Annotated in this window: 16 protein-coding genes; 7 read left to right on the top strand and 9 right to left on the bottom strand. The window is 69.6% G+C overall.

Features of this window, described 5'->3' with window-relative positions; all coding sequences use genetic code 11:
* Nucleotides 1–56: 56 nt before the first annotated feature.
* Nucleotides 57–2,459, bottom strand: coding sequence for a DNA internalization-related competence protein ComEC/Rec2 (locus MMF98_RS05670; RefSeq protein WP_243305182.1), 2,403 nt, complete (start codon nt 2,457–2,459; stop codon nt 57–59).
* A 124-nt stretch (nt 2,460–2,583) separates the two neighbouring features.
* Between MMF98_RS05670 and MMF98_RS05665 the strand changes: the two genes are divergently transcribed.
* Entirely contained in the window at nt 2,584–6,096 is a 3,513-nt protein-coding gene (locus MMF98_RS05665; protein ID WP_243305180.1) for a transglutaminase family protein, read from the top strand.
* A gap of 3 nt (nt 6,097–6,099) precedes the next feature.
* Complete coding sequence (locus tag MMF98_RS05660; RefSeq protein ID WP_243305178.1) at nt 6,100–6,852, top strand: type 1 glutamine amidotransferase domain-containing protein; 753 nt, start codon at nt 6,100–6,102, stop codon at nt 6,850–6,852.
* Between the two features lie 24 nt (nt 6,853–6,876).
* Here MMF98_RS05660 and MMF98_RS05655 read toward each other — a convergent pair whose 3' ends face one another.
* Entirely contained in the window at nt 6,877–7,881 is a 1,005-nt protein-coding gene (locus MMF98_RS05655) for a PI-PLC domain-containing protein (protein ID WP_243305176.1), read from the bottom strand.
* Between the two features lie 15 nt (nt 7,882–7,896).
* Entirely contained in the window at nt 7,897–8,988 is a 1,092-nt protein-coding gene (locus MMF98_RS05650; RefSeq protein WP_243305174.1) for a lactonase family protein, read from the bottom strand.
* 349 nt (nt 8,989–9,337) lie between these two features.
* Here MMF98_RS05650 and MMF98_RS05645 point away from each other — a divergent pair, with 349 nt between their 5' ends.
* From MMF98_RS05645 to MMF98_RS05635, 3 genes are all read left to right on the top strand, one after another.
* Entirely contained in the window at nt 9,338–11,941 is a 2,604-nt protein-coding gene (locus MMF98_RS05645; RefSeq protein WP_243305171.1) for a circularly permuted type 2 ATP-grasp protein, read from the top strand.
* A gap of 19 nt (nt 11,942–11,960) precedes the next feature.
* Nucleotides 11,961–12,875, top strand: a complete 915-nt coding sequence (locus MMF98_RS05640) for a transglutaminase family protein (RefSeq protein ID WP_243305170.1) — start codon at nt 11,961–11,963, stop codon at nt 12,873–12,875.
* A gap of 107 nt (nt 12,876–12,982) precedes the next feature.
* Complete coding sequence (locus MMF98_RS05635; RefSeq protein WP_243305168.1) at nt 12,983–13,438, top strand: RidA family protein; 456 nt, start codon at nt 12,983–12,985, stop codon at nt 13,436–13,438.
* 109 nt (nt 13,439–13,547) lie between these two features.
* Here the strand turns inward: MMF98_RS05635 and MMF98_RS05630 are convergent, their stop codons facing one another.
* The 6 genes from MMF98_RS05630 to MMF98_RS05605 form a co-directional block, all read right to left on the bottom strand.
* Nucleotides 13,548–13,733, bottom strand: coding sequence for a hypothetical protein (locus MMF98_RS05630; RefSeq protein ID WP_243305166.1), 186 nt, complete (start codon nt 13,731–13,733; stop codon nt 13,548–13,550).
* A complete protein-coding gene (parC, locus tag MMF98_RS05625) occupies nt 13,730–16,096 on the bottom strand; it encodes a DNA topoisomerase IV subunit A (protein WP_243305164.1) in 2,367 nt (788 codons plus the stop codon). Before parC ends, MMF98_RS05630 begins: the two co-directional genes overlap by 4 nt.
* Nucleotides 16,097–16,176: 80 nt before the next feature.
* A complete protein-coding gene (locus MMF98_RS05620; protein WP_423837568.1) occupies nt 16,177–17,034 on the bottom strand; it encodes a lytic transglycosylase domain-containing protein in 858 nt (285 codons plus the stop codon).
* Nucleotides 17,031–17,564 (bottom strand): GNAT family N-acetyltransferase, encoded by a 534-nt coding sequence (locus MMF98_RS05615; RefSeq protein WP_243305160.1) that lies wholly within the window; start codon nt 17,562–17,564, stop codon nt 17,031–17,033. Before MMF98_RS05615 ends, MMF98_RS05620 begins: the two co-directional genes overlap by 4 nt.
* A complete protein-coding gene (locus MMF98_RS05610) occupies nt 17,561–18,616 on the bottom strand; it encodes a histone deacetylase family protein (RefSeq protein ID WP_243305158.1) in 1,056 nt (351 codons plus the stop codon). Before MMF98_RS05610 ends, MMF98_RS05615 begins: the two co-directional genes overlap by 4 nt.
* A gap of 22 nt (nt 18,617–18,638) precedes the next feature.
* Nucleotides 18,639–20,621 (bottom strand): DNA topoisomerase IV subunit B, encoded by a 1,983-nt coding sequence (locus tag MMF98_RS05605; RefSeq protein ID WP_243305155.1) that lies wholly within the window; start codon nt 20,619–20,621, stop codon nt 18,639–18,641.
* A 113-nt stretch (nt 20,622–20,734) separates the two neighbouring features.
* Between MMF98_RS05605 and MMF98_RS05600 the strand changes: the two genes are divergently transcribed.
* A complete protein-coding gene (locus MMF98_RS05600; protein WP_243305154.1) occupies nt 20,735–21,952 on the top strand; it encodes an MFS transporter in 1,218 nt (405 codons plus the stop codon).
* A gap of 228 nt (nt 21,953–22,180) precedes the next feature.
* Nucleotides 22,181–22,306 carry a hypothetical protein gene (locus MMF98_RS23610; protein ID WP_279343527.1) on the top strand — a complete coding sequence of 42 codons (126 nt, stop codon included), beginning with the start codon at nt 22,181–22,183 and terminating at the stop codon, nt 22,304–22,306.
* Nucleotides 22,307–22,358: the final 52 nt, after the last annotated feature.

The raw sequence follows: 22,358 nt of genomic DNA, 5'->3' as shown, positions 1-22,358 counted from the left end.
GACCATCTCCTGTCGCTAGCTTAGCAAGTTCCAGGCCGGTGTTTTCACCTAGGCTCTCAGGGCACGAGGTGATGCCAGTACCGCCGCCCGGCCTCGCGCTGGCAGCGCAGCCGTTGCGGCTGGTCGGAGTTCCAGGTGGCGGCCCCGCAGTGCACGGAATCCACCACGCGCACGTCGCGCTGCGCATAGCGCTCCAGCACCGCCGGTGCCGGGTGGCCGAAGCGGTTGCGGTAGCCGGCCTGCACCAGCGCGATCTGCGGCTGCACGGCGTCCAGGAACGCGGCGCTGGAGGAGGTGCGGCTGCCGTGGTGCGGCACCAGCAGCACATCGGCCTCCAGCGCGGCGGCGTCCTGCACCAGCCGCGCTTCCTGCGGCGCCTCGATGTCGCCCGCGAGCAGCGCGGTGGCGGCGCCGTTCGAGAGGCGCAGCACGCAGCTCAGGGCGTTGGGCTTGGCCGGCGCTTCGTAGTCGCCGGCCTGCGGGTGCAGCACCTCGAACGCCACGCCATCCCAGTCCCAGCTCTGGCCCGCCACGCAGCGGGTGGCCGGGCGCAGCGCCTGCAACTCGTGGCCGGCCTCGATGGAACTGAGCAGCGCCGCCTGCGGCTGCATCGCGAGCACGGCGGCGGCCCCGCCCGTATGGTCGCTGTCGCGATGGCTCAGCACCAGCGTGTCCACCCGTTCCCCCAGCGCGCGCAGCAGCGGCACCAGCACGCGGTGGCCGGCATCGCTCTCGCGCGAGAAGCGCGGCCCGGCGTCGAACACCAGGGTGTGGCCGGCGGTGCGCACGATCACGGCATTGCCCTGCCCGATGTCGGCCGCCAGCAGCTCGAACTGGCCCGGCGCCGGCCGCGGCGCCTGCCACAGCAGCACGGGCAGCAGCAGCGGCAGGCCCAGCGCGCGCAGGCTCCAGGGCAGGCGCATCGCCAGCAGCAGCCCGCCCAGCACGCCCGCGGCCGAGGCCCACAGGGCCGGCGTCGCGGTGGACAGCGTGGCCCAGGGCCAGCCGGCCAGCCATTGCAGGAACACGGCCAGCGCCTGCAGCGCCCAGGCGGCCGGCCCCCACAGCGGCGCCCACAGCACACCGAGCAGGGCCAGCGGCGTGACCACCAGCGTCACCCAGGGAATCGCCAGCGCATTGGCCAGCAGGCCCACCAGCGAGACCTGGCTGAACAGCAGCAGGGTCAGCGGCGTCAAGGCCAGCGTGATCACCCACTGTTCCCGAAAAAATGAAAGAAATCGGCCCGATGTCCTTGTCGGGCGGTCATTTCCTGCTCCTGAATCCGTAGCAAACAGAACGCCGACCGCGACGAAGCTGAGCCAGAAGCCGGCCTGCAGCAGCGCCCAGGGATCGACCGCCACCACCACGGCCATGACCAGCAGCCATTGCTGCGGCCAGGGCCAGCGCCGGCCGCTCAGGCGCAGCAGCGCCGCCGTGGCCAGCATCCAGAGCGTGCGCTGCGCGGGCACGCCCCAGCCGCTGAACACGGCATAGGCCCCGGCCAGCAGCACGCCGCCGATCCAGGCCGCGCCGGGCGCGGGGAACAGCAGGCACAGGCGGGCCGAGCGCCGCCACAGCCAGCCCACCAGCCCGGCCGCGACCCAGGCGAACATGGTCACGTGCAGGCCCGAGATGCTCATGAGGTGGGCCACGCCGGTGGCGCGAAAGACGTCCCAGTCGGCGCGGTCGATCGCGTTCTGGTCGCCCGTGATCAATGCGGCCAGCACGCCGGCGCTCTTGCGGTCGTCCACGCGCTCGAACACCTCGTCGCGCACCGCCTGCCGGGCGCGCTCCACCGGGTGCCGCCAGGTCTGGCCCAGGCGCCGGGGCGGCGGGTCCTTCGCGCCGCTGCGCACATAGCCGGTGGCCTGCACGCCCTGCTCCCACAGCCACAGCTCGTAGTCGAAGCCATGCGGGTTGCTGCCGCCGTGCGGCGCCTTGAGGCGCACCGTCATCTGCCAGCGCTCGCCGGCCTTCAGGTCGCCAGGCTGGCGCTGCGCGCGCTCGTCGCCATACCAGCCGAGCTCCAGCAGCGGCGGCAGGCGGATAGGCACGCCATCGAGCCGGGCCGATTCCACCGCGAGCCTGAAGCGCAGGCCGCTCTCGTTGCGCTGCGGCATGGCGGCCACCACGCCCGTGACGGCCAGGTCGCGCCCCTCCAGCGCCGGCGGCAGCGCGCCGGCCGTGAAGACCAGCGCGCGCAGGCCGCAGCCGCCAAACGCCAGTGCCGCGAAAGCCACCAGGGCCGTCCACGCCCAGCGGCGGCGGCCACGCCCTGCCCCCGCGCGCATGACGAGCCAAGCTCCCAGCGCCAGCGCCGCCAGAACCAGAGCGGCATAGACCGGCCAGGGCCACAGGGCCGGCTGCTGCAGCTGCAGGGCCGTGCCGGCCACGAAGCCCGCCAGCGCCGCCTCCAGCCCGCCGCATGCGGCGCCCTCCTGATGCCCCGTGTTCTGCATGACGTCATGCTAAACGGGCCAGACGAAAAGTGTGCCGACTGGCTCGGCTCTTGCTAGGATGCAGCTCGGCGAGGGTTTGCTTCGCCGCAACGTCACGAGACCTACCGAGACCGAGGCCCAGCGCATGTCCATCCACGCCGCCCTGAATCACGTCACCCACTACAGGTACGACCGTCCGGTCCAGCTCGGCCCCCAGGTGATCCGATTGCGGCCGGCGCCGCATTGCCGCAGCAACATCATTTCCTATTCGCTGAAGGTCGAGCCCGCCCACCACTTCATCAACTGGCAGCAGGACCCGTTCGCCAACTACCTCGCGCGGCTGGTGTTCCCCGAGAAAACCACCGAATTCAAGGTCACGGTGGACCTCGTGGTCGAGATGTCGGTCTACAACCCGTTCGACTTCTTCCTCGAACCGCAGGCCGAGAACTTCCCGTTCCGCTACACCGAATCCCAGGAGCGCGAGCTCGCGCCCTACCTCGTCACCGAGAAGGCCACGCCGCTGCTCAAGGCCTACCTCGCCAAAATCGACCGCAGCGAGCGCCGCACCATCGACTTCCTCGTCGCCATCAACCAGCAGGTGCAGCAGGACATCCAATACCTGATCCGCATGGAGCCCGGCGTACAGACGCCCGAGGAGACGCTGAAGAACGCCTCCGGCTCCTGCCGCGACTCGGGCTGGCTGCTGGTGCAGCTGCTGCGCCATTGCGGGCTGGCCGCGCGCTTCGTCTCGGGCTACCTGATCCAGCTCACGCCCGACGTCAAGTCGCTGGACGGCCCGAGCGGCACCACGGTCGACTTCACCGACCTGCACGCCTGGTGCGAGGTGTTCCTGCCCGGCGCCGGCTGGATCGGGCTGGACGCCACCTCGGGCCTGCTGGCCGGCGAAGGCCACATCCCGCTGGCCTGCACGCCGCAGCCCTCCAGCGCCGCGCCGATCGAGGGCGCCGTGGACCAGGCCGAGGTCGAGTTCAGCCACCACATGCAGGTCACGCGCATCTATGAATCGCCGCGCGTCACCCAGCCCTACACCGACGCGCAATGGGCTGCCGTATTGGCGCTGGGCGAGGCTGTGGACCGCGAGCTGATGGCCGGCGACGTGCGCCTGACCATGGGCGGCGAGCCCACCTATGTCGCCACCGACGACCGCGACGCGGCTGAGTGGAACACCGATGCGCTCGGCCCCACCAAGCGCGGCTACGCCACCGAGCTGGTGCACCGGCTGCGCGCCGAGTACGGCCAGGGCGGCTTTCTGCATTTCGGCCAGGGCAAGTGGTATCCCGGCGAACAGCTGCCGCGCTGGGCCCTGAGCATCTGCTGGCGCGCCGACGGCCAGCCGGCCTGGAACAACCCCGCGCTGTTCGCCGACGAACGCGAGCCCTCGCACTACACCAGCGAAGATGCGGAACGCTTCACCCAGCGGCTCGCAGCCCGGCTGAACCTGAGCCCCCGCTACATCGAGCCCGGCTACGAGGATGTCTGGTACTACCTGTGGCGCGAGCGCCGCCTGCCGGTGAACGTGGACCCGTTCGACTCGCGGCTCGATGACGAGCTTGAGCGCGCCCGCCTGCGCCGCGTGTTCGAGCAGAAGCTCGACGCCGTGGTCGGCTATGTGCTGCCGCTGCAGGTCAACCCGGGCCCCGGCGCCGCCGGCGCGCCCCGCCTGTCGGGCTCGGTGTGGAGCACCGGCCCCTGGTTCTTCCGCGACGAGCGCATGTACCTGATCCCCGGCGACTCGCCCATGGGCTACCGCCTGCCGCTGGACTCGCTGCCCTGGGTCAGCAAGGCCGACTACCCCTACCTGATCGAGCAGGACCCGACCGCCCCGCGCGATGCCCTGCCGGCGGCCGCCATGCGGCAGGTGCGCCAGGCCGCCGGCGCACCGGGCGACGAGCGCAGCGCCGTACCCTACCTCTCGGGCGCCGGGCCGCAGGGCGAGGCAGCCCGCGTGCAGCAGGACGGCCTGGGCCGCTTCGCCACCCCGGGCAACGCGCGCGAGGCGGGCCAGCCCGAGCCCCGCGGCTTCGTGCGCCCGCCGGGCCGCTTCGAGTCGGCCCAGGGCCACACCCGCACCGCGCTGTGCGTGGAAGCACGCGACCCGCGCCGCGCCAACGGCCCGAAGGCCGAAACCGTGGGCCGCAAGTCCTGCCTGCTCTACGTCTTCATGCCGCCGCTGGCGCGGCTGGAAGACTATCTCGACCTGCTCGCCGCCGTGGAAGGCACGGCCGAGGAACTGGGCGTGAAGATCGTGCTCGAGGGCTACCCGCCGCCGCGCGATGCGCGCCTGAAGCTGCTGCAGGTCACGCCCGATCCCGGCGTGATCGAGGTCAACATCCATCCCGCGCACCACTGGGGCGAACTGGTGGCACACACCGAGTTCCTCTACAACGCCGCTTTCGAGACCCGGCTGTCTGCCGAGAAATTCATGACCGACGGCCGCCACACCGGCACCGGCGGCGGCAACCACTTCGTGATGGGCGGCGCCACGCCCGCCGACAGCCCGTTCCTGCGCAAGCCCGAGCTGCTGGCCAGCCTGATCCTCTACTGGCACAACCATCCGTCCCTGAGCTACCTGTTCAGCGGCATGTTCATCGGCCCTACCAGCCAGGCCCCGCGCGTGGACGAAGCCCGCAACGACCAGCTCTACGAACTGGAGATCGCGCTGCGCGAGATCCGCCGCAACCGCGAGATCCACGGCCAGGACATGCCGCCGTGGCTGGTGGACCGCACGCTGCGCAACATCCTGATCGACGTCACCGGCAACACCCACCGCAGCGAGTTCTGCATCGACAAGATGTACTCGCCCGATTCGGCCACCGGCCGCCTGGGCCTGCTGGAGCTGCGCGCCTTCGAGATGCCGCCGCACGCGCGCATGAGCATCGCGCAGCAGCTGCTGCTGCGCGCCCTGGTTGCGCGCTTCTGGAAGGCGCCCTACCAGGCGCCGGCCACGCGCTGGGGCACCGAGCTGCACGACCGCTTCCTGCTGCCCAGCTTCGTGAAGATGGACTTCAACGACGTGATGACCGAGATGCGCGAGGCCGGCTACGCCTTCGACACCTCATGGTTCGCGCCGCACTTCGAGTTCCGCTTCCCGCTGGTGGGCGAGGTGCAGTCGCGCGGCATCGAGCTCACGCTGCGCAACGCGCTGGAGCCCTGGCACGTGATGGGCGAGGAAGGCGCGCCCGGCGGCACCGTGCGCTATGTGGACTCGTCGCTCGAGCGCATCGAGGTGCGCGTGACCGGCCTCAACGAGAGCCGCTACGTCGTCACCGTGAACGGCCAGGCCCTGCCGCTGCAGCCCACCGGCGTGGCCGGCGAGTATGTGGCCGGCGTGCGCTACAAGGCCTGGAACCCGCCCTCGGCGCTGCACCCCACCATCGGCGTGCACGCGCCGCTGACCTTCGACATCGTCGACACCTGGATGAAGCGCTCGCTCGGCGGCTGCCAGTACCACGTGGCCCACCCCGGCGGACGCAACTACCTCACCTTCCCGGTCAACGCCTACGAGGCCGAGAGCCGGCGCCTGGCGCGCTTCTTCCGCATGGGCCACACGCCGGGCACGCTCGAGGTGCCGCCCGCCACGATCCATGTGCCGGGCAGCCGCGAGTTTCCGTTCACGCTGGACCTGCGGCGGAGCTAGGCGATGGCCACCATCCTGGTTCCACTCCCGGCCAGCGACTTCGACCCCACCGAGGCCGCCGTGCCCTGGCAGGTCTGGCGCGCGCTCGGCCACACCCTCGTCTTCGCCACGCCCGACGGGCGCATGGGCGCGGCCGACCCGCGCATGGTCACGGGCGACGGGCTGGGCCTGCTCGCCCCGCTGCTGCGGGCCGATGCCAACGGCCGGCAGGCCTATGACGCGCTGGTGCAGAGCCCCGAATTCCAGAACCCGCTGGCCTACGGCCAGCTCGCGGCCACGGCCTGCGATGCGCTGTTCCTGCCCGGCGGCCACGCGGTGGGCATGAAGCCCTACCTCGAATCGGTGCTGGTGCAGGCCAAGGTGGCGGCGATGTTCGAGGCCGGCCGGCCGGTGGGCGCGATCTGCCACGGCGTGCTGGTGGCCGCCCGCTCGCGCAACGCCTCGGGGCGGTCGGTGCTGTACGGCCGCAAGACCACCGCGCTGACCCGGCAGATGGAGCTGACAGCGTGGAACCTGACGCGCCTGTGGCTCGGCGACTACTACCGCACCTACCCGCAGACCGTCGAAGAGGAAGTGACCCAGGCCCTGGCGCAGCCCGGGGACTTCATCCAGGGCCCGCCGGCCCTGAAGCGCGACCACCCCGAACGCCTGGACCTGGGCTTCAGCGTGCGGGACGGCAACTACCTCTCTGCCCGCTGGCCCGGCGATGCGCATCGCTTGGCCCATGATTTTGCGGAGCTGTTGCCCGGGCCGTAGCAGTCATCAAAGCGCCGAGCCTCGTCAAAAGGGATCGCCGGGCTCCGCCAGGCGTCCGCCACGGAGGCGGATGTAGGCCGCAATCCGCTCATTCAGGCGAGACGGCCAGTTGGTCATGATGCCTCGGACGCCCATCTTGAGGTAGTCGTCCATGGACGAAGCGGCGTCGATGGTCCAGACATAGTTTCCCTGGACCTGGCCCGCCTTCTCGGCGGCCACTCCAACTTCCATCTTGGCCCCGACCCGGCGCTCCAGGTTGGCCGATATGCCATAGCCATACACGGCCTTGTTCCCTGCAATGGAGTTGATCAGCGCAATGGTGCTTCTAGCCTCTTTCGCCACGAACACCCAGCCACCGCCATCCTCGTCGAACGAGAAATAGATCCTGTCCCGGTATGGGGAGCTTTTTGCGGCCTCCACGGCGCCGCGGATGTAGGCATGGTCCTTCGAGTCGGCGACCCCGACCACCACTTTGCCTCGGTAGCCGGCGCCGAACAGGTGCTGATTGATGGCCGCCACGACGTTGCGGCCGGCCGCGCCACGCACGACATCATCGTTTTTGTTGAAGGAGCGGGCCACCTTCGAATCGATGATGAACAGCGCGATCGATGGATGCGCCGCCAGATTCCGGAGATAGCTCGTGGCGTTTTCATACACGTTGCAGGCAGAGGCTGCGTCCGTGACGCGCAGGGTGACGCTGCTCGACGAATCCGGTTTGTATTCCGGATCCTCATGCATCATCCGTTTGCAAATTCCCGTTTCCTTGAACAGATGGATTGAAATATCAAAGGGCTTGATGCCAATGGTCTGGCATTCGCACATCGTCCTGTGCTGGAAGGTGGTGAGCGCGCCATCCTGCGCAAAATTCAGGTCGGCTTCGATGCCGTTGGCTCCGCCGGCCACGGCCCAGCCGATGTAGCGGGAGTTGTTGATGGCGTGAGCGATGTTGTAGTACAGCGGCTGGGCCAGCGCCTGCATGGACAGCAGCAGGGACCACAGGGCGAAAACAAGGGGGCGGCAATACTTCATTTTTATCTCCCGCCCTCACTCGGTACTGGCGCACGACGTGAATTCGCCCGCCTTGTCGAGCGGACAGCCGTAGACGGCCCCGTTGCTGAAGCTGACGATGTACGCGATCAAGCCCCCCTGCCGGGTGCCGATGACCATGTCGGTCGTGTACTCGAAATCCTCGATGGTGAACACGGAGCAGGCGTTGAGATCCCCGCCCTGGCTCGCCACCGTGCAGACCGAGATCGTGCTGTTCAGCGCATTGGCCGCATAGGCGCGTTTCCCGGCGGGATCGAACGACAGCGCGCTGACCGCCGCAAAGGTGCCCTCGCCATCCGAGTTGCGGCACGACACCAGCCCGCCCGTTGCCGACACGCCGCAGATCGCAATGCTGTTCGTGTCTGCATTCGCAATGTAGGCGTGGCTTCTGGCCGGATTGAAGGTCATGGAGGACGGGGCCGTGAAAACACCGTTCCCACGCTCGGCCACACAGCGCTCAAAGTTTCCGGTGGACGGCGAGACCGTGCAGACCGAAATGGACGCATCCCCACCGCTGTTCAGCAGATAGGCATATTCGCCGGAGGCCGTGGCGAGCAGCCGGAGGGTGGCGGGCCGCCCCAGTCCGCCGGGAAGCGGCACCGTGGCACAGCTCTGCAGGACGCCGTTGCCGGCCACCGCACAACGGACGACGCGGCTGTCCGCCAGGACGACGTAGGCCTGCCGTCCGCTCGCATTGAACGCCACCGACCGGGCGTCCTGGATGGCGCCGCCATCGGTGCTCGGCTGGCACGCGGCGAGGCCCAGGCCCGCATCGAGCGCGCAGCTCGTGAGCGAAGCCCCCGCCGCCTGATCGAACAGGAGCGTCTGGGTCCCCGGGTGGATGGCGACATGGTTGACGGCCGCGAGGTGGGGGTTCTTGCGGTTGCTGCAAGCCGCCATGGAGCCATCGGGCTGCAGGCCGCAGGAGGTCAGTGAGTCGTCGTCATTGACCACGAAGAGACGCACCGCCTCTCCCGCGGCGTCGGCTTGCAGGGCGATGGCCTTGGGGCGATAGAACACGCCATCCTCCTGGCTTGAAAAACCACCGGAGTTGCCGTCCCCCCAGCATCCTGAAATCGACAGCACCATGGAAACCAGCCCCAAACAGCGAGCACGCCACCTCATCTTGAATTCCCTCGTCCCACAACCACTTTTAGAACCATTTTCTATACTTCTATAGAGATGGATTTTTCAAATCAAAACAATTGAGCCATGCAGCTTCAATATCGTCAACCCGGCTTTTTCGCATTGAAGGGAATCGCGCTTTGAATGAAGCATCTCGGCGCCGTGGCTGCTTGCTGCAGCGCATGGTGCATCTCCCATGGCGAGGCCGCCCGGGGCCGAGCGCCGCAAAAGTCGCTTTGGCACAACAACTGCATGAGCCCTGTGGCCTGCTGTTTCGGCGGCTTTACACCTCGGTGTGACAATCCAGCGACAAGTGGAAAAACACAACACCTCCCTCTTCGAAGCCGGCGCGCTTGAAGCCCCCGCCCAGTTGGCCTCGGCCCTGGCGGCTCCTGCCGCGCCCGGCCACTACGACGAACTGCGCGGGCAGCGCCGCGACGATGGCCAGGGCGCTCCCAAATCAGTAGCAGAAAATGACCCGCTGGCGCGGACCTGGAGCCAATTCTTCGAACATCTTGGCACCGACGGCTTCGGCGACCTGGACCGCCGCACCGCCAACCTGGAGCGGCAGGTGCGCGACAACGGCATCACCTACAACGTCTATGCCGACCGCCACGGCCCGCAGCGGCCCTGGTCGCTCGACCTGTTTCCGCTGATCCTCTCGCCCGAGAGCTGGCAGCAGATCGAGGCCGGCGTGCAGCAGCGCGTGCGCGTGCTCGACCGCGTGATGGCCGACGTCTACGGCCCGCAGGAGCTGCTGGCCCAGGGCCTGCTGCCGGCGGCGCTGGTGCAGGGCCATCCCGGCTACCTGCGCGCCATGCATGGCGTGCCGCCGGTGGGCGGCACACACCTGCACATCGCGGCCTTCGATCTGGCGCGCGGCCCCGACGGCAACTGGTGGGTGGTGTCGCAGCGCACCCAGGCGCCCTCGGGCCTGGGCTATCTGCTGGAAAACCGCATCATCACCTCGCGCCTGTTTCCGCAGGCCTTCGAGTCCATGCAGGTGCAGCGCCTGGCCGCGAGCTACCGCGCGCTGGTCGATGGCCTCAAGCAGATGAGCCCGGCCGGCGCCGACTCGCACATCGCCCTGCTCACGCCCGGCCCCTACAACGAAACCTATTTCGAGCACGCCTACCTGGCGCGCTACCTCGGCCTCACGCTGGTCGAGGGCAGCGACCTCACGGTGCGCGACCAGCGCCTGTACCTCAAGACCCTGCAGGGCCTGGAGCCGGTGCACGGCCTGCTCAAGCGGCTGGACGACCAGTACCTCGATCCTCTGGAGCTGCGCTCCGACTCCACCCTGGGCGTGCCCGGGCTGCTGCAGGCCATCCGCGCGGGCAACGTGCTGGTGGCCAACGCGCCAGGCTCGGCCTTCCTCGAATCCACCGCGCTGCTGGGCTTCCTGCCGGCGCTGTCGCGCCACCTGCTGGGCGAGGAGCTGCTGCTGCCCGCCCTGCCCACCTGGTGGTGCGGCGAGCGCGCGGCCCTGGAGGAGGTGCTGCCGCAGCTGCGCGACTGCGTGATCAAGCCCACCTACCCGGGCTCGGCCAGCCACGGATCGTTCAATGCCGTGGTGGGGCGCACGCTGTCGCGCCGCGGGCTCGACGAATGGAGCGGCCGCATCCTGCGCCAGGGCGACGAGCACACGGTGCAGGCCTACCTGCCGCTGTCGCAGATGCCCACCTGGCAGGACGAGCGCATCGCGCCGCGCTCGGCCATGCTGCGCGTGTTCGCGCTGTGCGACGGCCCGCAGTCCTGGCACGTGCTGCCCGGCGGGCTGGTGCGCATCGCCACCGCGGGTGAGGAGATCGCCTCCATGCAGCGCGGCGGCAGCAGCGCCGACGCCTGGGCGCTCACGCGCGGCGAGGTCGACCACACCACGATGCTGCAGCCGCCGCTGACGCCGGCCGCGCTGGCGCACCGCAAGCGCCTGGTCACCAGCCGTGCCGCCGAGAACCTGTTCTGGCTGGGTCGCTACACCGAGCGCGCCGAGAACACCCTGCGCCTGGCGCGCCTCACGCTCGAATGCCTCAATGGCGAAGACCAGTCCTCGCCGCCGCTGCTGGCCTGGCTCAACGCGCTGGCCACCGGCAATGCCCTGGTGCGGCCCGGCGTGCCGTCGGCCGCCCAGGCGCGGCGCGTGTTCGAACGCTCGCTGATCGCGGGCCTGGGCGATGCCGACGTCACCAGCGTGGGCTACAACCTGCGCGCGCTCAAGGGCGCGGCCTCGGCCGTGCGCGAGCGGCTGTCGCCCGAGCAGTGGAACGTGATCGTGCGCGCCGAGCACGAGTTCTTCCTGCGCTGCGCCGGGCAGGCCGAGGACGGCGACTACTCCCCGGTGGAGGCATTGCGCGTGCTCGAATCGGCCAGCAGCTACATGGCGGCCATGACCGGCGCGCAAACCGACCGCATGACGCGCGACGACGGCTGGCGCTTGCTGTCCATCGGCCGCCACCTGGAGCGCCTGGGCTTCCTCGCCTCGGCGCTGGCCGAGGGCTTCGAGACCGGCTCGGTGCACGGCGACGGCGGCTTCGAGGCCATGATCTCGCTGTTCGACAGCACCATCACCTTCCACGCGCAGTACCAGCAGCGGCGCGACGTGGCCGCCCTGCTCGACCTGCTGGTGCTCGACCGCGACAACCCGCGCTCGCTCGGCTGGGTGGCGCAGACCCTGCGCGGGCGCCTGGCCAAGCTGGCCGGCAGCGCGCCGGGCGAGCTGAGCGAACTGGCCCTGGGCGTGCCCGACCCCGGCGCCTGGGCGCTGGCGCCGCTGTGCGAGCCCGGCGCCGACGGCGCCCACCGCGCGCTGGTCGAGCGGCTGCAGCAGTGCACCGCGGCGGCCTACCGCGTGTCCGACGAGATCGGCTCGCTGTACTTCACGCACTCGGGCGAGGCCCGCTACAGCGTCGGCGCCTGAGCCCCCCGCGAGGCCCACCATGCTGCTGCACATCGTCCACGACACCCGATACGCCTACACGCCGCCCGTGGAGACGGCGCAGCACATGGCGCACCTGAAGCCGCGGCAGACCGCCACGCAGCAGCTGCTGCGCCACACGCTGACCGTCGAGCCTGCGCCGGCGCAGCAGACCGAGGCGCTCGATGTCTACGGCAACACGCGCTCCTTCTTCTCGCTGCAAAGCGTGCACGACGAACTGCTGGTGCGCGCCGACAGCGTGGTGTCCACCCGCGCCCCCGCGCCGCCCGCGAGCAGCCCGCCCTGGGAGCAGGTGCGCGAGCGTTTCCGCTACCACGCGGGCGCGGCCTACGACGGCGCGGCCGAGTTCGTGTTCGCCTCGCCCTGCGCGCCGCGCCACGAGGCCTTCGCGGCCTATGCGCGGCCGAGCTTCGGCGCCGGCGTGCCGCTGCTGCTGGCCGCGCACGACCTGATGGAGCGCATCCACGGCGACTTCACCTACGAATCGCAGAGCACCGAAGTCAGCACCCCGGCGCTGGAGGCTCTGGCGCAGCGCAAGGGCGTGTGCCAGGATTTCGCCCACATCATGGTGGCCTGCCTGCGCGCCATGGGCCTGAGCGCGCGCTACGTCAGCGGCTACCTGCTGACCGAGCCGCCGCCCGGCCAGCCGCGCCTGATCGGCAGCGACGCCTCGCACGCCTGGGCCTCGGTCTACGTGCCCGGCGCCGAAGGCGGCAGCGGCGTCTGGTGCGACTTCGACCCCACCAACAACCGTGCCCCGGGCGAGGACTACGTGACGCTGGCCACGGGCCGCGACTTCTCCGACGTGTCGCCCGTGCGCGGCGTGATCCACGGCGGCGCGCGCCACACGCTCGACGTGGCCGTCACGGTGCAGCCGTTGGCACAGCCGCTCGCGCAGGCCCGGCCTACAATCTGACGCACCGCCCGCGCTGCGCGGCACACCCGGACTGCTATCGATTCAATAGCAACCGATGACCATCCGGCGCGGACATCCGGCCGATTTCATTCAAAAAAGGAAGCATCATGAGCGTGTACGACAAACTCAAGGAACTGAACATCAGCCTGCCGCCCGTGGCCGTGCCCGCCGCCGCCTACGTGCCCTTCGTGCAGACCGGCAACCTGGTGTTCCTGTCCGGCCACATCGCCAAGAAGGACGGCAAGGCCTGGGCCGGCCAGTTCGGCCGCGACATGACGACCGACGAAGGCAAGGCCGCCGCGCGCGCCGTGGCCGTGGACCTGCTGGGCACGCTGCACGCCGCCGTGGGCGACCTGAACAAGGTCAAGCGCATCGTCAAGCTCATGAGCCTGGTGAACTCCACCGGCGACTTCACCGAGCAGCACCTCGTCACCAACGGCGCGAGCGAGCTGTTCGGCCAGGTGTTCGGCGACAAGGGCGCGCATGCGCGCAGCGCCTTCGGCGTGGCGCAGATTCCGATGGGCGCCTGCGTCGAGATCGAGCTGATCGCGGAGATCGGCTGACACCCGCGCCTGGAGCGACGTGGTGTCGCCCGACGCCATTCGGGGCACGCACCAGAGCATCTGCTCGCGCTCCTTGCCCAGGCGCACGCAGCAGCACCTCACCTGAAAACTACCCCTTGCGCTTGCGCTCCAGCGCGCGCTTGACCTGGCGGCTCTGCTGGCGCTGCGCCTCGGCCTGCTCGCGCGCGCGGCGGCGCTTGCCGACCACGGTGGCGATGGTGCGGGCAATGCCGAAGGCGATGGCGAAGCCCAGCGCGGCCACCACCACGCTCGACAGGCTGAGGCCGTCCATCATTCCACCCTCGCCACGGTCGTGGGCTTGAAGCCGAGGTCGGCCGCCTTGCCCTTGCGCCCGCGTGCGGCGCGGGCGTTGTTGAGGCTGCGGATTTCGAGTGTCTCTTCGCGCTCCTTGCCGCCGCGGCCGATGCCTTCGATGCGCACGCTGCGCGTGTAGGCCGCCGCCCCGGCCAGGGCGTCCTTGGCATCGAGGTCGATCAGCATCAGGCCGCGGCCGCCCTTCTCCATGGCCTTGAGCTCGGCGATCTCGAAAGTCAGGATGCGCCCGCCGGTGGAGGCGCAGGCCACATGCGTGGCCGCTGCCAGCGGCTGCGTGCCCGCCGCGGTGCTCACCGGCAAGCCGGCCACTGGCGAGGGCCGGCACACGGTCTCGCCTTCGCCCACGCTGATGAAGGCCTTGCCACCCTTCTGGCGCGACACCATGCTCTCCACCGTGGCCAGGAAGCCGTAGCCGCCCGAGCCCGACAGCAGCAGCGTGGCGCCCGCTGGGCCCGCGAAGTAGTGCGCGAGCTGGGTGCCCGATTCGAGTTCGATCAGCGTGGTGACGGGTTGGCCGTCGCCGCGCGCGCCGGGCAGCATCGCCACCGCCACCGAGTACACGCGGCCGTTGCTGCCGAACACCAGCAGCTGGTCCACCGTGCGGCACTCGAAGGTGCCGTACAGCCCGTCGCCGGCCTTGAAGGCAAAGCTCGCGGCCTCGTGGCCGTGGCCGCTGCGCGCGCGCACCCAGCCCTTTTGCGAGACCACCACGGTCACCGGCTCGTCCACCACCTTGACCTCGGCCACGGCCTTCTTCTGCTCCTCGATCAGCGTGCGGCGCGGGTCGGCGAACTGCTTGGCGTCGGCCTCGATCTCCTTGATCAGCAGGCGGCGCAGCGCGGCCGGGCTGCCGAGGATGTCTTCGAGCTTCTTCTGCTCCTCGCGCAGGCCGGCGAGCTCCTGCTCGATCTTGATGGCTTCGAGCCGTGCGAGCTGACGCAGGCGGATTTCAAGGATGTCCTCGGCCTGCCGGTCGCTCAGGGAGAAGCGCGCGATCAGCGCCGCCTTGGGCTCGTCGGACTGGCGGATGATGGCGATCACTTCGTCGATGTTGAGCAGCACGAGCTGCCGCCCTTCGAGGATGTGGATGCGGTCCAGCACCTTGTTCAGGCGGTGCTGCGAGCGGCGCGCCACCGTGGCCTGGCGGAACTCGATCCACTCCACCAGCATCTGGCGCAGCGACTTCTGCACCGGCCGGCCGTCCAGCCCCACCATCGTGAGGTTGATGGGCGCCGAGGTCTCCAGGCTGGTGTGCGCCAGCAGCGCGGTGATCAGCTCCTGCTGTTCGATGCGGCTGGTCTTGGGCTCGAACACCAGGCGCACCGGCGCGTCCTTGGAGGATTCGTCGCGCACCACGTCGAGCACGGCCAGCACGCTGGCCTTGAGCTGGATCTGCTCCTGGCTCAAGGCCTTCTTGCCAGTCTTGACCTTGGGGTTGGTCAGCTCCTCGATCTCTTCGAGCACGCGCTGCGAGCTCACGCCGGGCGGCAGCTCGGTGACCACCAGTTGCCACTGGCCGCGCGCGAGGTCTTCGATCTTCCAGCGCGCGCGCACCTTGAGGCTGCCGCGTCCGCTGCGGTAGGCCTCGGCGATGTCGGAGGCGCTGCTGATGATCTGGCCGCCGCCCGGATAGTCGGGGCCGGGCACCAGCGTGAACAGCTCGTCGTCGCCGAGCTGGGGGTTGCGGATCAGGGCCACGCAGGCCTCGGCCACCTCGCGCAGGTTGTGGCTCGGGATTTCGGTGGCCAGGCCCACGGCGATGCCGCTGGCACCGTTGAGCAGCGCGAACGGCAGCCGCGCGGGCAACTGGCGAGGCTCCTCGGTCGAGCCGTCGTAATTGGGCGCGAAGTCCACCGTGCCCTCGTCGATCTCGTCGAGCAGCAGGCTGGTGATGCGAGCCAGCCGCGCCTCGGTGTAGCGCATGGCCGCGGCGCCGTCGCCGTCGCGGCTGCCGAAGTTGCCCTGGCCGTCGATCAGCGGGTAGCGCTGGGAGAAATCCTGCGCCATGCGCACCAGCGCGTCGTAGGCGGCCTGGTCGCCGTGCGGATGGAAGCGGCCCAGCACGTCGCCCACCACGCGCGCGCTCTTCACGGGCTTGGCGCCGGTGTTGCCGTTGGGCCCGCCGAAGCCCAGGCCCATGCGCGACATCGAGTACAGGATGCGCCGCTGCACCGGCTTCTGGCCGTCGCACACGTCGGGCAGCGCGCGGCCCTTGACCACGCTCAGCGCGTATTCGAGGTAGGCGCGCTGGGCATAGCTGGCCAGGTTGAGCGAGTCGTCGGATTCGCCCGAGGAGAAATCGAGAGTCGGTTGGTTGCTCATTGAAGAATCAGGGCCTGTTCACACGGTCCATGCCGGGAGACCAAGGCCTGCTCACACTGTTTTTTCAGTGCCCGCAGGCCCTAGTCGCGTTCAATCTTGAATTCGGAAGACACGGGCGCCGCGCTGACCGCGCCGCCCAGGGGGGCCACCATGTTGCCGCGCCCGGGCACGCTGCCCGGCAGCTCCATGCGCACGCGCCGGGGCGTGGACATCATGGAGGGCGGCTTCAGCATGGTGTAGAGCTGCATCACCGTCTTCACATAGTTCTGCGTTTCCTTGTAATTGGGAATCTGGTTGCCCGCGCGCTGCACCGCGCCCTCGCCCGCGTTGTAGGCGGCCAGCGCCAGCTCGAGCCGGCCAGGGAACATGGCGATCAGGTCGCTCAGGTAGCGCGCGCCGGCGCGGATGTTGATACGCGGATCGGTCAGCTTCTTCTCGACCGGGGCGGTGCGGTCGCCCTGCACGCCGTAGCGCTGCGCCGTGGCGGGCATGATCTGCATCAGCCCGACCGCGCCCTTGGGCGAGACGGCGCCGGTGTCGAAGCCGGATTCGGTGGCGATCAGCGCCTGCAGCAGCTCGTAGTCGATCTTGTGCAGGTCCGAGGCCTCGCGCAGCACATGCTTGATCGCCTTGTAGCTCGGCGACACCTCGAAGAAGGCGATCAGCCGGGGCCCGGCGGTCGGCACGCTGACCGCGCGCGGCGTGCCCGCGCCCCGGGCCGCCGCGCCGGGGGCCACGCCCTGGGCGGTGTCGAAGCTCTCGTCGCCGCGGAAGAACAGCTCGTAGCGCTCGTCCTCGCGCTCCGCGGCGAAATGCGCCACGCCCTTCTCGTCGACATAGCCCCACACGTCGGCATGCGCCGGCTGCTGCAAAATTGATAGCAATCCAAGACCCGCCAGCAAGGACCTCCAGCCTATTTGATGCCAGAATCGGCTCATGCGAAGAGCTCCCGGCCGAGGCCGCGTCGGGCGGCGAATTCGGGCTGCAGCATGGACATGACGATCAGCGAGTCGTAGCCGCCGCCTTCCGAGCGAGCCACGCGCACCGCCTCGCGCAGGCGGCCCTCGACCACGAAGCCCTCGCTGTCGTACAGCGCCTGGGCCCGGGTGTTGTGGGCCTTCACGTCCAGCCACAGCCGGTGCGCGCCGAGGTCGTCGAACGCCACCTTCTTGGCCACGCGCAGGGCGGCGCGGCCGAAGCCCGCGCCCTGCGTGCGCACCACCATGCGCTTGAGCTCCAGCGACTGGTGCGGGCTGCGACAGCCGATCAGGATCAGGAAGCCCTCGGCGTCCAGGTCCGGGCCGCCCTCGATGATGAAGTGCCGGAAATCGGGAAAGCGGATCGCCGCCTCGTGCTGAGTGCGCTCCCAGGGCGTGATGAAGGGCTGGTTGGCCTGGTCCTGCTCGAGCGAGAGCACGAACTCCAGGTCGCTCTGCATGGTGGGGCGCAGGCGCACACGGCTGCTCATGCCACGGCCCCCTGCCGAGGGCGGGCCAGCCCGCCGAGCACCGCCAGCAGGTGCGCTCCGACGGCCTCGACCGCGTAGCCGCCCTCCTGCACCAGCAGGCAGGGCAGGCCCAGCGCGGCCAGGCTGCGGCCGATGGCGGTGAATTCGTCCGTGCCCAGCGAGAAGCTGCAGATCGGGTCGTCGGCGCTGGTGTCGAGCCCGAGCGAGACCACCAGCAGCTCGGGCGCGTAGGCGCTCACGCAGGCCAGCGCCTCGCGCAGGGCCACCAGCCAGTCGGCGTTGCTCGTGCCGGCCGCCAGCGGCAGGTTGAGGTTGCAGCCCAGGCCCGCGCCTTCGCCGCGCTCGTCGGCATGGCCGAGGTAGAACGGGTACTCGGTCAGCGGGTCGCCATGGAGGCTCACGAACAGCACGTCGCTGCGGTCGTAGAACAGGGCCTGGGTGCCGTTGCCGTGGTGGTAGTCGAGGTCGAGCACGGCCACGCGCGCCGCGCCGCCGTCGAGCGCGGCCTGCGCCGCCACGGCCGCGTGGTTGACGAAGCAGTAGCCGCCGAAGAAATCGCGCCCCGCATGGTGGCCCGGCGGACGCGTGAGCACGTAGGCGCTGGCGCCCGCCCCTTGCCCGGCCAGTGCGTCCAGCCCGCTGAGCGCGGCCTGGGCGCCCCAGTAGGCGGCCTCCCAGGCGCCGGCGGTCAGCGGCGTGCCGTTGTCCATGGAGTACAGGCCGAGCTGGCCCGAGAAATTGCGCGGCTCGATGTCGTGGCGCAGCGTGCGCACCGGCCAGACCGCCGGAAACGCCTCGCCCGTGCCGCCCAGCGCTTGCCACTGCGCGTAGGCGCCCTGCAGGAAGCGCAGGTAGGCCGGGCTGTGCACGCGCTCGAGCGGCGCCAGGCCGTGGTCGCGCAGGGGCCGCTCCGTGCCCAGGCCGCTGTGCTGCAGCGCCTGCCACAGTTGCGCGGCGCGTTCGGGCCGGTCCACGGCAGGCACCAGCCGGCCGCGGAAAAATTCCTGCTGCGGCGCATGGGCGGCGTGCCTTGCGTTGTAGACGATGTTCATGCGGGGCGGTTCTCGCGTGCGCTCAGATGTCGACGTCCACCGCGTCGCCGTGCAGCTCCATGAGCTCGCGGCGGGCGGCGGCTTCGCCCTTGCCCATGAGTTTGGTGATCAGGTTCTCGGTCTGGCCGAAGTCCAGGCTGCCGAGCTGCACCGGCAGCAGGCGGCGGGTGTCGGGGTTGAGCGTGGTTTCCCACAGCTGCCCCGCGCTCATCTCGCCCAGGCCCTTGAAGCGGCTGATGCTCCAGCTGCCTTCGCGCACGCCTTCCTTGCGCAGCTTGTCCAGGGTGGCCGCCAGCTCGCCTTCGTCCAGCACATAGACCTTGGAGGCGGGCTTCTTGCCGCGTGCCGGCGCATCGATGCGGAACAGCGGCGGGCGCGCCACGAACACGTGGCCGGCCTCGATCAGCTTGGGGAAATGCCGGAAGAACAGCGTCAGCAGCAGCACCTGGATGTGCGAGCCGTCGACATCGGCATCGCTCAGGATGCAGACCTTGCCGTAGCGCAGGCCGGACAGGTCGGGCGTATCGTTCGGGCCATGCGGATCGACGCCGATGGCCACCGAGATGTCGTGGATCTCGTTGTTGGCGAACAGCCGGTCGCGCTCGACCTCCCAGGTGTTGAGCACCTTGCCGCGCAGCGGCAGGATGGCCTGGCTCTCCTTGTCGCGGCCCATCTTGGCGCTGCCGCCGGCGGAGTCGCCCTCGACCAGGAAGACTTCGTTGTGGCTGGTGTCCTTGCTCTCGCAGTCGGTCAGCTTGCCGGGCAGCACGGCCACGCCCGAGCCCTTGCGCTTCTCGACCTTCTGGCCGGCGCGCTGGCGCGTCTGCGCGGCCTTGATGGCCAGTTCGGCCAGCTTCTTGCCGTAGTCGACGTGCTGGTTGAGCCACAGCTCGAGCGCCGGGCGCACGAAGCTCGACACCAGGCGCACGGCGTCGCGCGAGTTCAGGCGCTCCTTGATCTGGCCCTGGAACTGCGGGTCGAGCACCTTGGCGCTCAGCACGTACGAGGCGCGCGCGAACACGTCCTCGGGCAGCAGCTTCACGCCCTTGGGCAGCAGCGAATGCAGCTCGATGAAGCTCTTCACCGCGTTGAACAGGCCGTCGCGCAGGCCGCTTTCGTGCGTGCCGCCGGCGCTGGTGGGAATGAGGTTGACGTAGCTCTCGCGCACCGGCTGGCCGTCTTCGGTGAAGGCCACGCACCAGTCGGCGCCCTCGCCTTCGGCGAAGTTGTCGGCGTTCTTGTCGGCATGGCCGCTGCCTTCGAACAGCGGGATGACGGGGTCGCCATTGAGCGTCTGCACCAGGTAGTCGCTCAGGCCGCCCTTGTAGAGCCACTGCTGCGTTTCCCTGGTCTTCTCGTTGACCAGCGTGACGCTCACGCCAGGCATCAGCACGGCCTTGCTGCGCAGCAGGTGCGTGAGTTCGCCCATGGGCAGCGCGGCGGTTTCGAAATACTTGGCATCGGGCCAGGCGCGCACGGTGGTGCCCTGCTTGCGCTCGCCGGCCTCGAGCTTGCGCACCTCGAGCGGCTCGATCACGTCGCCGCCGCTGAAGGCCAGCCTGGCGGCCGAGCCCTCGCGGTGCGTCACCACCTCGAGCCGCTTGGACAGCGCGTTGGTCACCGACACGCCCACGCCATGCAAGCCGCCCGAGAAGCTGTAGGCGCCGCCCGAGCCCTTGTCAAACTTGCCGCCGGCGTGCAGCCGGGTGTAGACCAGCTCGACCACCGGCGCCTTTTCTTCGGGATGCAGGCCGAAGGGAATGCCGCGGCCGTCGTCCTCGACGCTGACCGAGCTGTCGGCATGCAGCGTGACCTTGATCTTCTTGCCGTGGCCCGCAAGCGCCTCGTCGGCCGCGTTGTCCAGCACTTCCTGGATCACATGCAGCGGGTTGTCGGTGCGGGTGTACATGCCCGGGCGCTGCTTGACGGGCTCCAGCCCCTTGAGCACGCGGATCGAACCTTCGGAATAGTCGGAGGGCAGTTTGCCTGCCTGATTCGTAGCCATGGGGCGGATTGTAGTGGCTTGCCGCCCAAACCACTGGATACAAATACAGCCACCTGGCCGGCACACCCCGGAGGCCGCCTGCAGCCTCGGCCCGAAATCGCTACATTCTGCGCATGAGTTCACAACCCAAACAACTGTCGATGGCCCAGCTGCTGGTCTGCGGCGCGGCCATCGTGACCCTGTCCATGGGCATCCGCCACGGCTTCGGGCTCTGGCTCCAGCCGGTGACCCAGGCCAACGGCTGGAGCCGCGAGACCTTCGCCTTCGCCATCGCCCTGCAGAACCTGACCTGGGGCTGCGCCGGCATCTTCGCGGGCATGCTGGCCGACCGCTTCGGCGCCTTCCGCGTCATCATCGGCGGCGCGCTGCTCTATGCGCTGGGCCTGATGGGCATGGCGCATTCGCCCACGCCGCTGCTGTTCGCGGGCACGGCGGGCGTGCTGATTGGCGCGGCGCAGGCCGGCACCACCTACGCGGTGATCTATGGCGTGATCGGCCGCAACGTGGCGGCCGACAAGCGCTCCTGGGCCATGGGCATCGCGGCGGCGGCCGGCTCATTCGGCCAGTTCCTGATGGTGCCGACCGAGGGCTTCCTGATCAGCAGCTTCGGCTGGCAGCAAGCGCTGACGCTGCTGGGCTTCGCCGCCCTGCTCATGGTGCCGCTGGCCTGGGGCCTGCGCGAGCCGGGCTTCGCCGGCGGCGCCGCGCCGCGGCGCGAGCAGACCATCGGCCAGGCGCTGCGCGAAGCCTTCAAGTACCCGAGCTTCCAGCTGCTGATGGCGGGCTACTTCGTCTGCGGCTTCCAGGTGGTGTTCATCGGCGTGCACATGCCCAGCTACCTCAAGGACAAGGGCCTGTCGCCCCAGGTGGCCAGCTACGCGCTGGCGCTGATCGGCCTGTTCAACGTGTTCGGCACCTACATCGCGGGCACGCTGGGCCAGCGGCTGGCCAAGAAGAACATCCTGGCCTTCATCTATTTCGCACGCGCCGTGGCCATCAGCCTGTTCCTGCTGGCGCCGCTGTCGCCGGCGAGCGTCTACCTGTTCTCGGCCGTGATGGGCCTGCTGTGGCTGTCCACCGTGCCGCCCACCAATGCGGTGGTGGCGCAGATCTTCGGCGTGGCGCACCTGTCGATGCTGAGCGGCTTCGTGTTCTTCAGCCACCAGATCGGCAGCTTCATGGGCGTCTGGCTGGGCGGCTACCTGTATGACCGCACCGGCAGCTACGACGTGGTCTGGTACATCGCGATCGCGCTGGGCATCTTCGCGGCCCTGGTCAACCTGCCGGTCAAGGAAAACGCGATCCGGCGCACCGCGCCCCAGGGGGCTTGAAATGAAACACCCCCGAAGCGCCTGCGGCGTGATGCCGCTGCCAGAGGCAGTGGCTCTTCGAGTCCGTCCAGACCTGCGCAGGCAGGTCTGGAGCCGCGGCCTCTCAGCCCCCTCAAGGGGGCTCACCCAGCGGCCCGGCCAAGCCGGTTCCGCGGGTGCACTGGCATGGCCTGCTCCGCGGCCTTTGGAGCCGCTGCGGGCGGCGCGTAGCGCTCATGGAGCGCTGAGATGACAACAGGCCGCAAGCTGCTGGCCTACGGCACCGCGCTGGCGGTGCTGCTGGCAGTGTTTGCCCTGTACACGCGGCCCGACTTCCTGGTCACACTCGCCAACCAGGTCTGGGCCTGCTTTTAGGGCCTGGTTCAGACGTTTTTGGCCTGAGGTCCAGGCAGATAGGTCATTTCCT

The organism is Variovorax terrae, from assembly GCF_022809125.1.
Classification (GTDB): Bacteria; Pseudomonadota; Gammaproteobacteria; order Burkholderiales; family Burkholderiaceae_C; genus Variovorax_A; species Variovorax_A terrae.
This window is presented reverse-complemented; position numbering and strand designations above follow the sequence as displayed.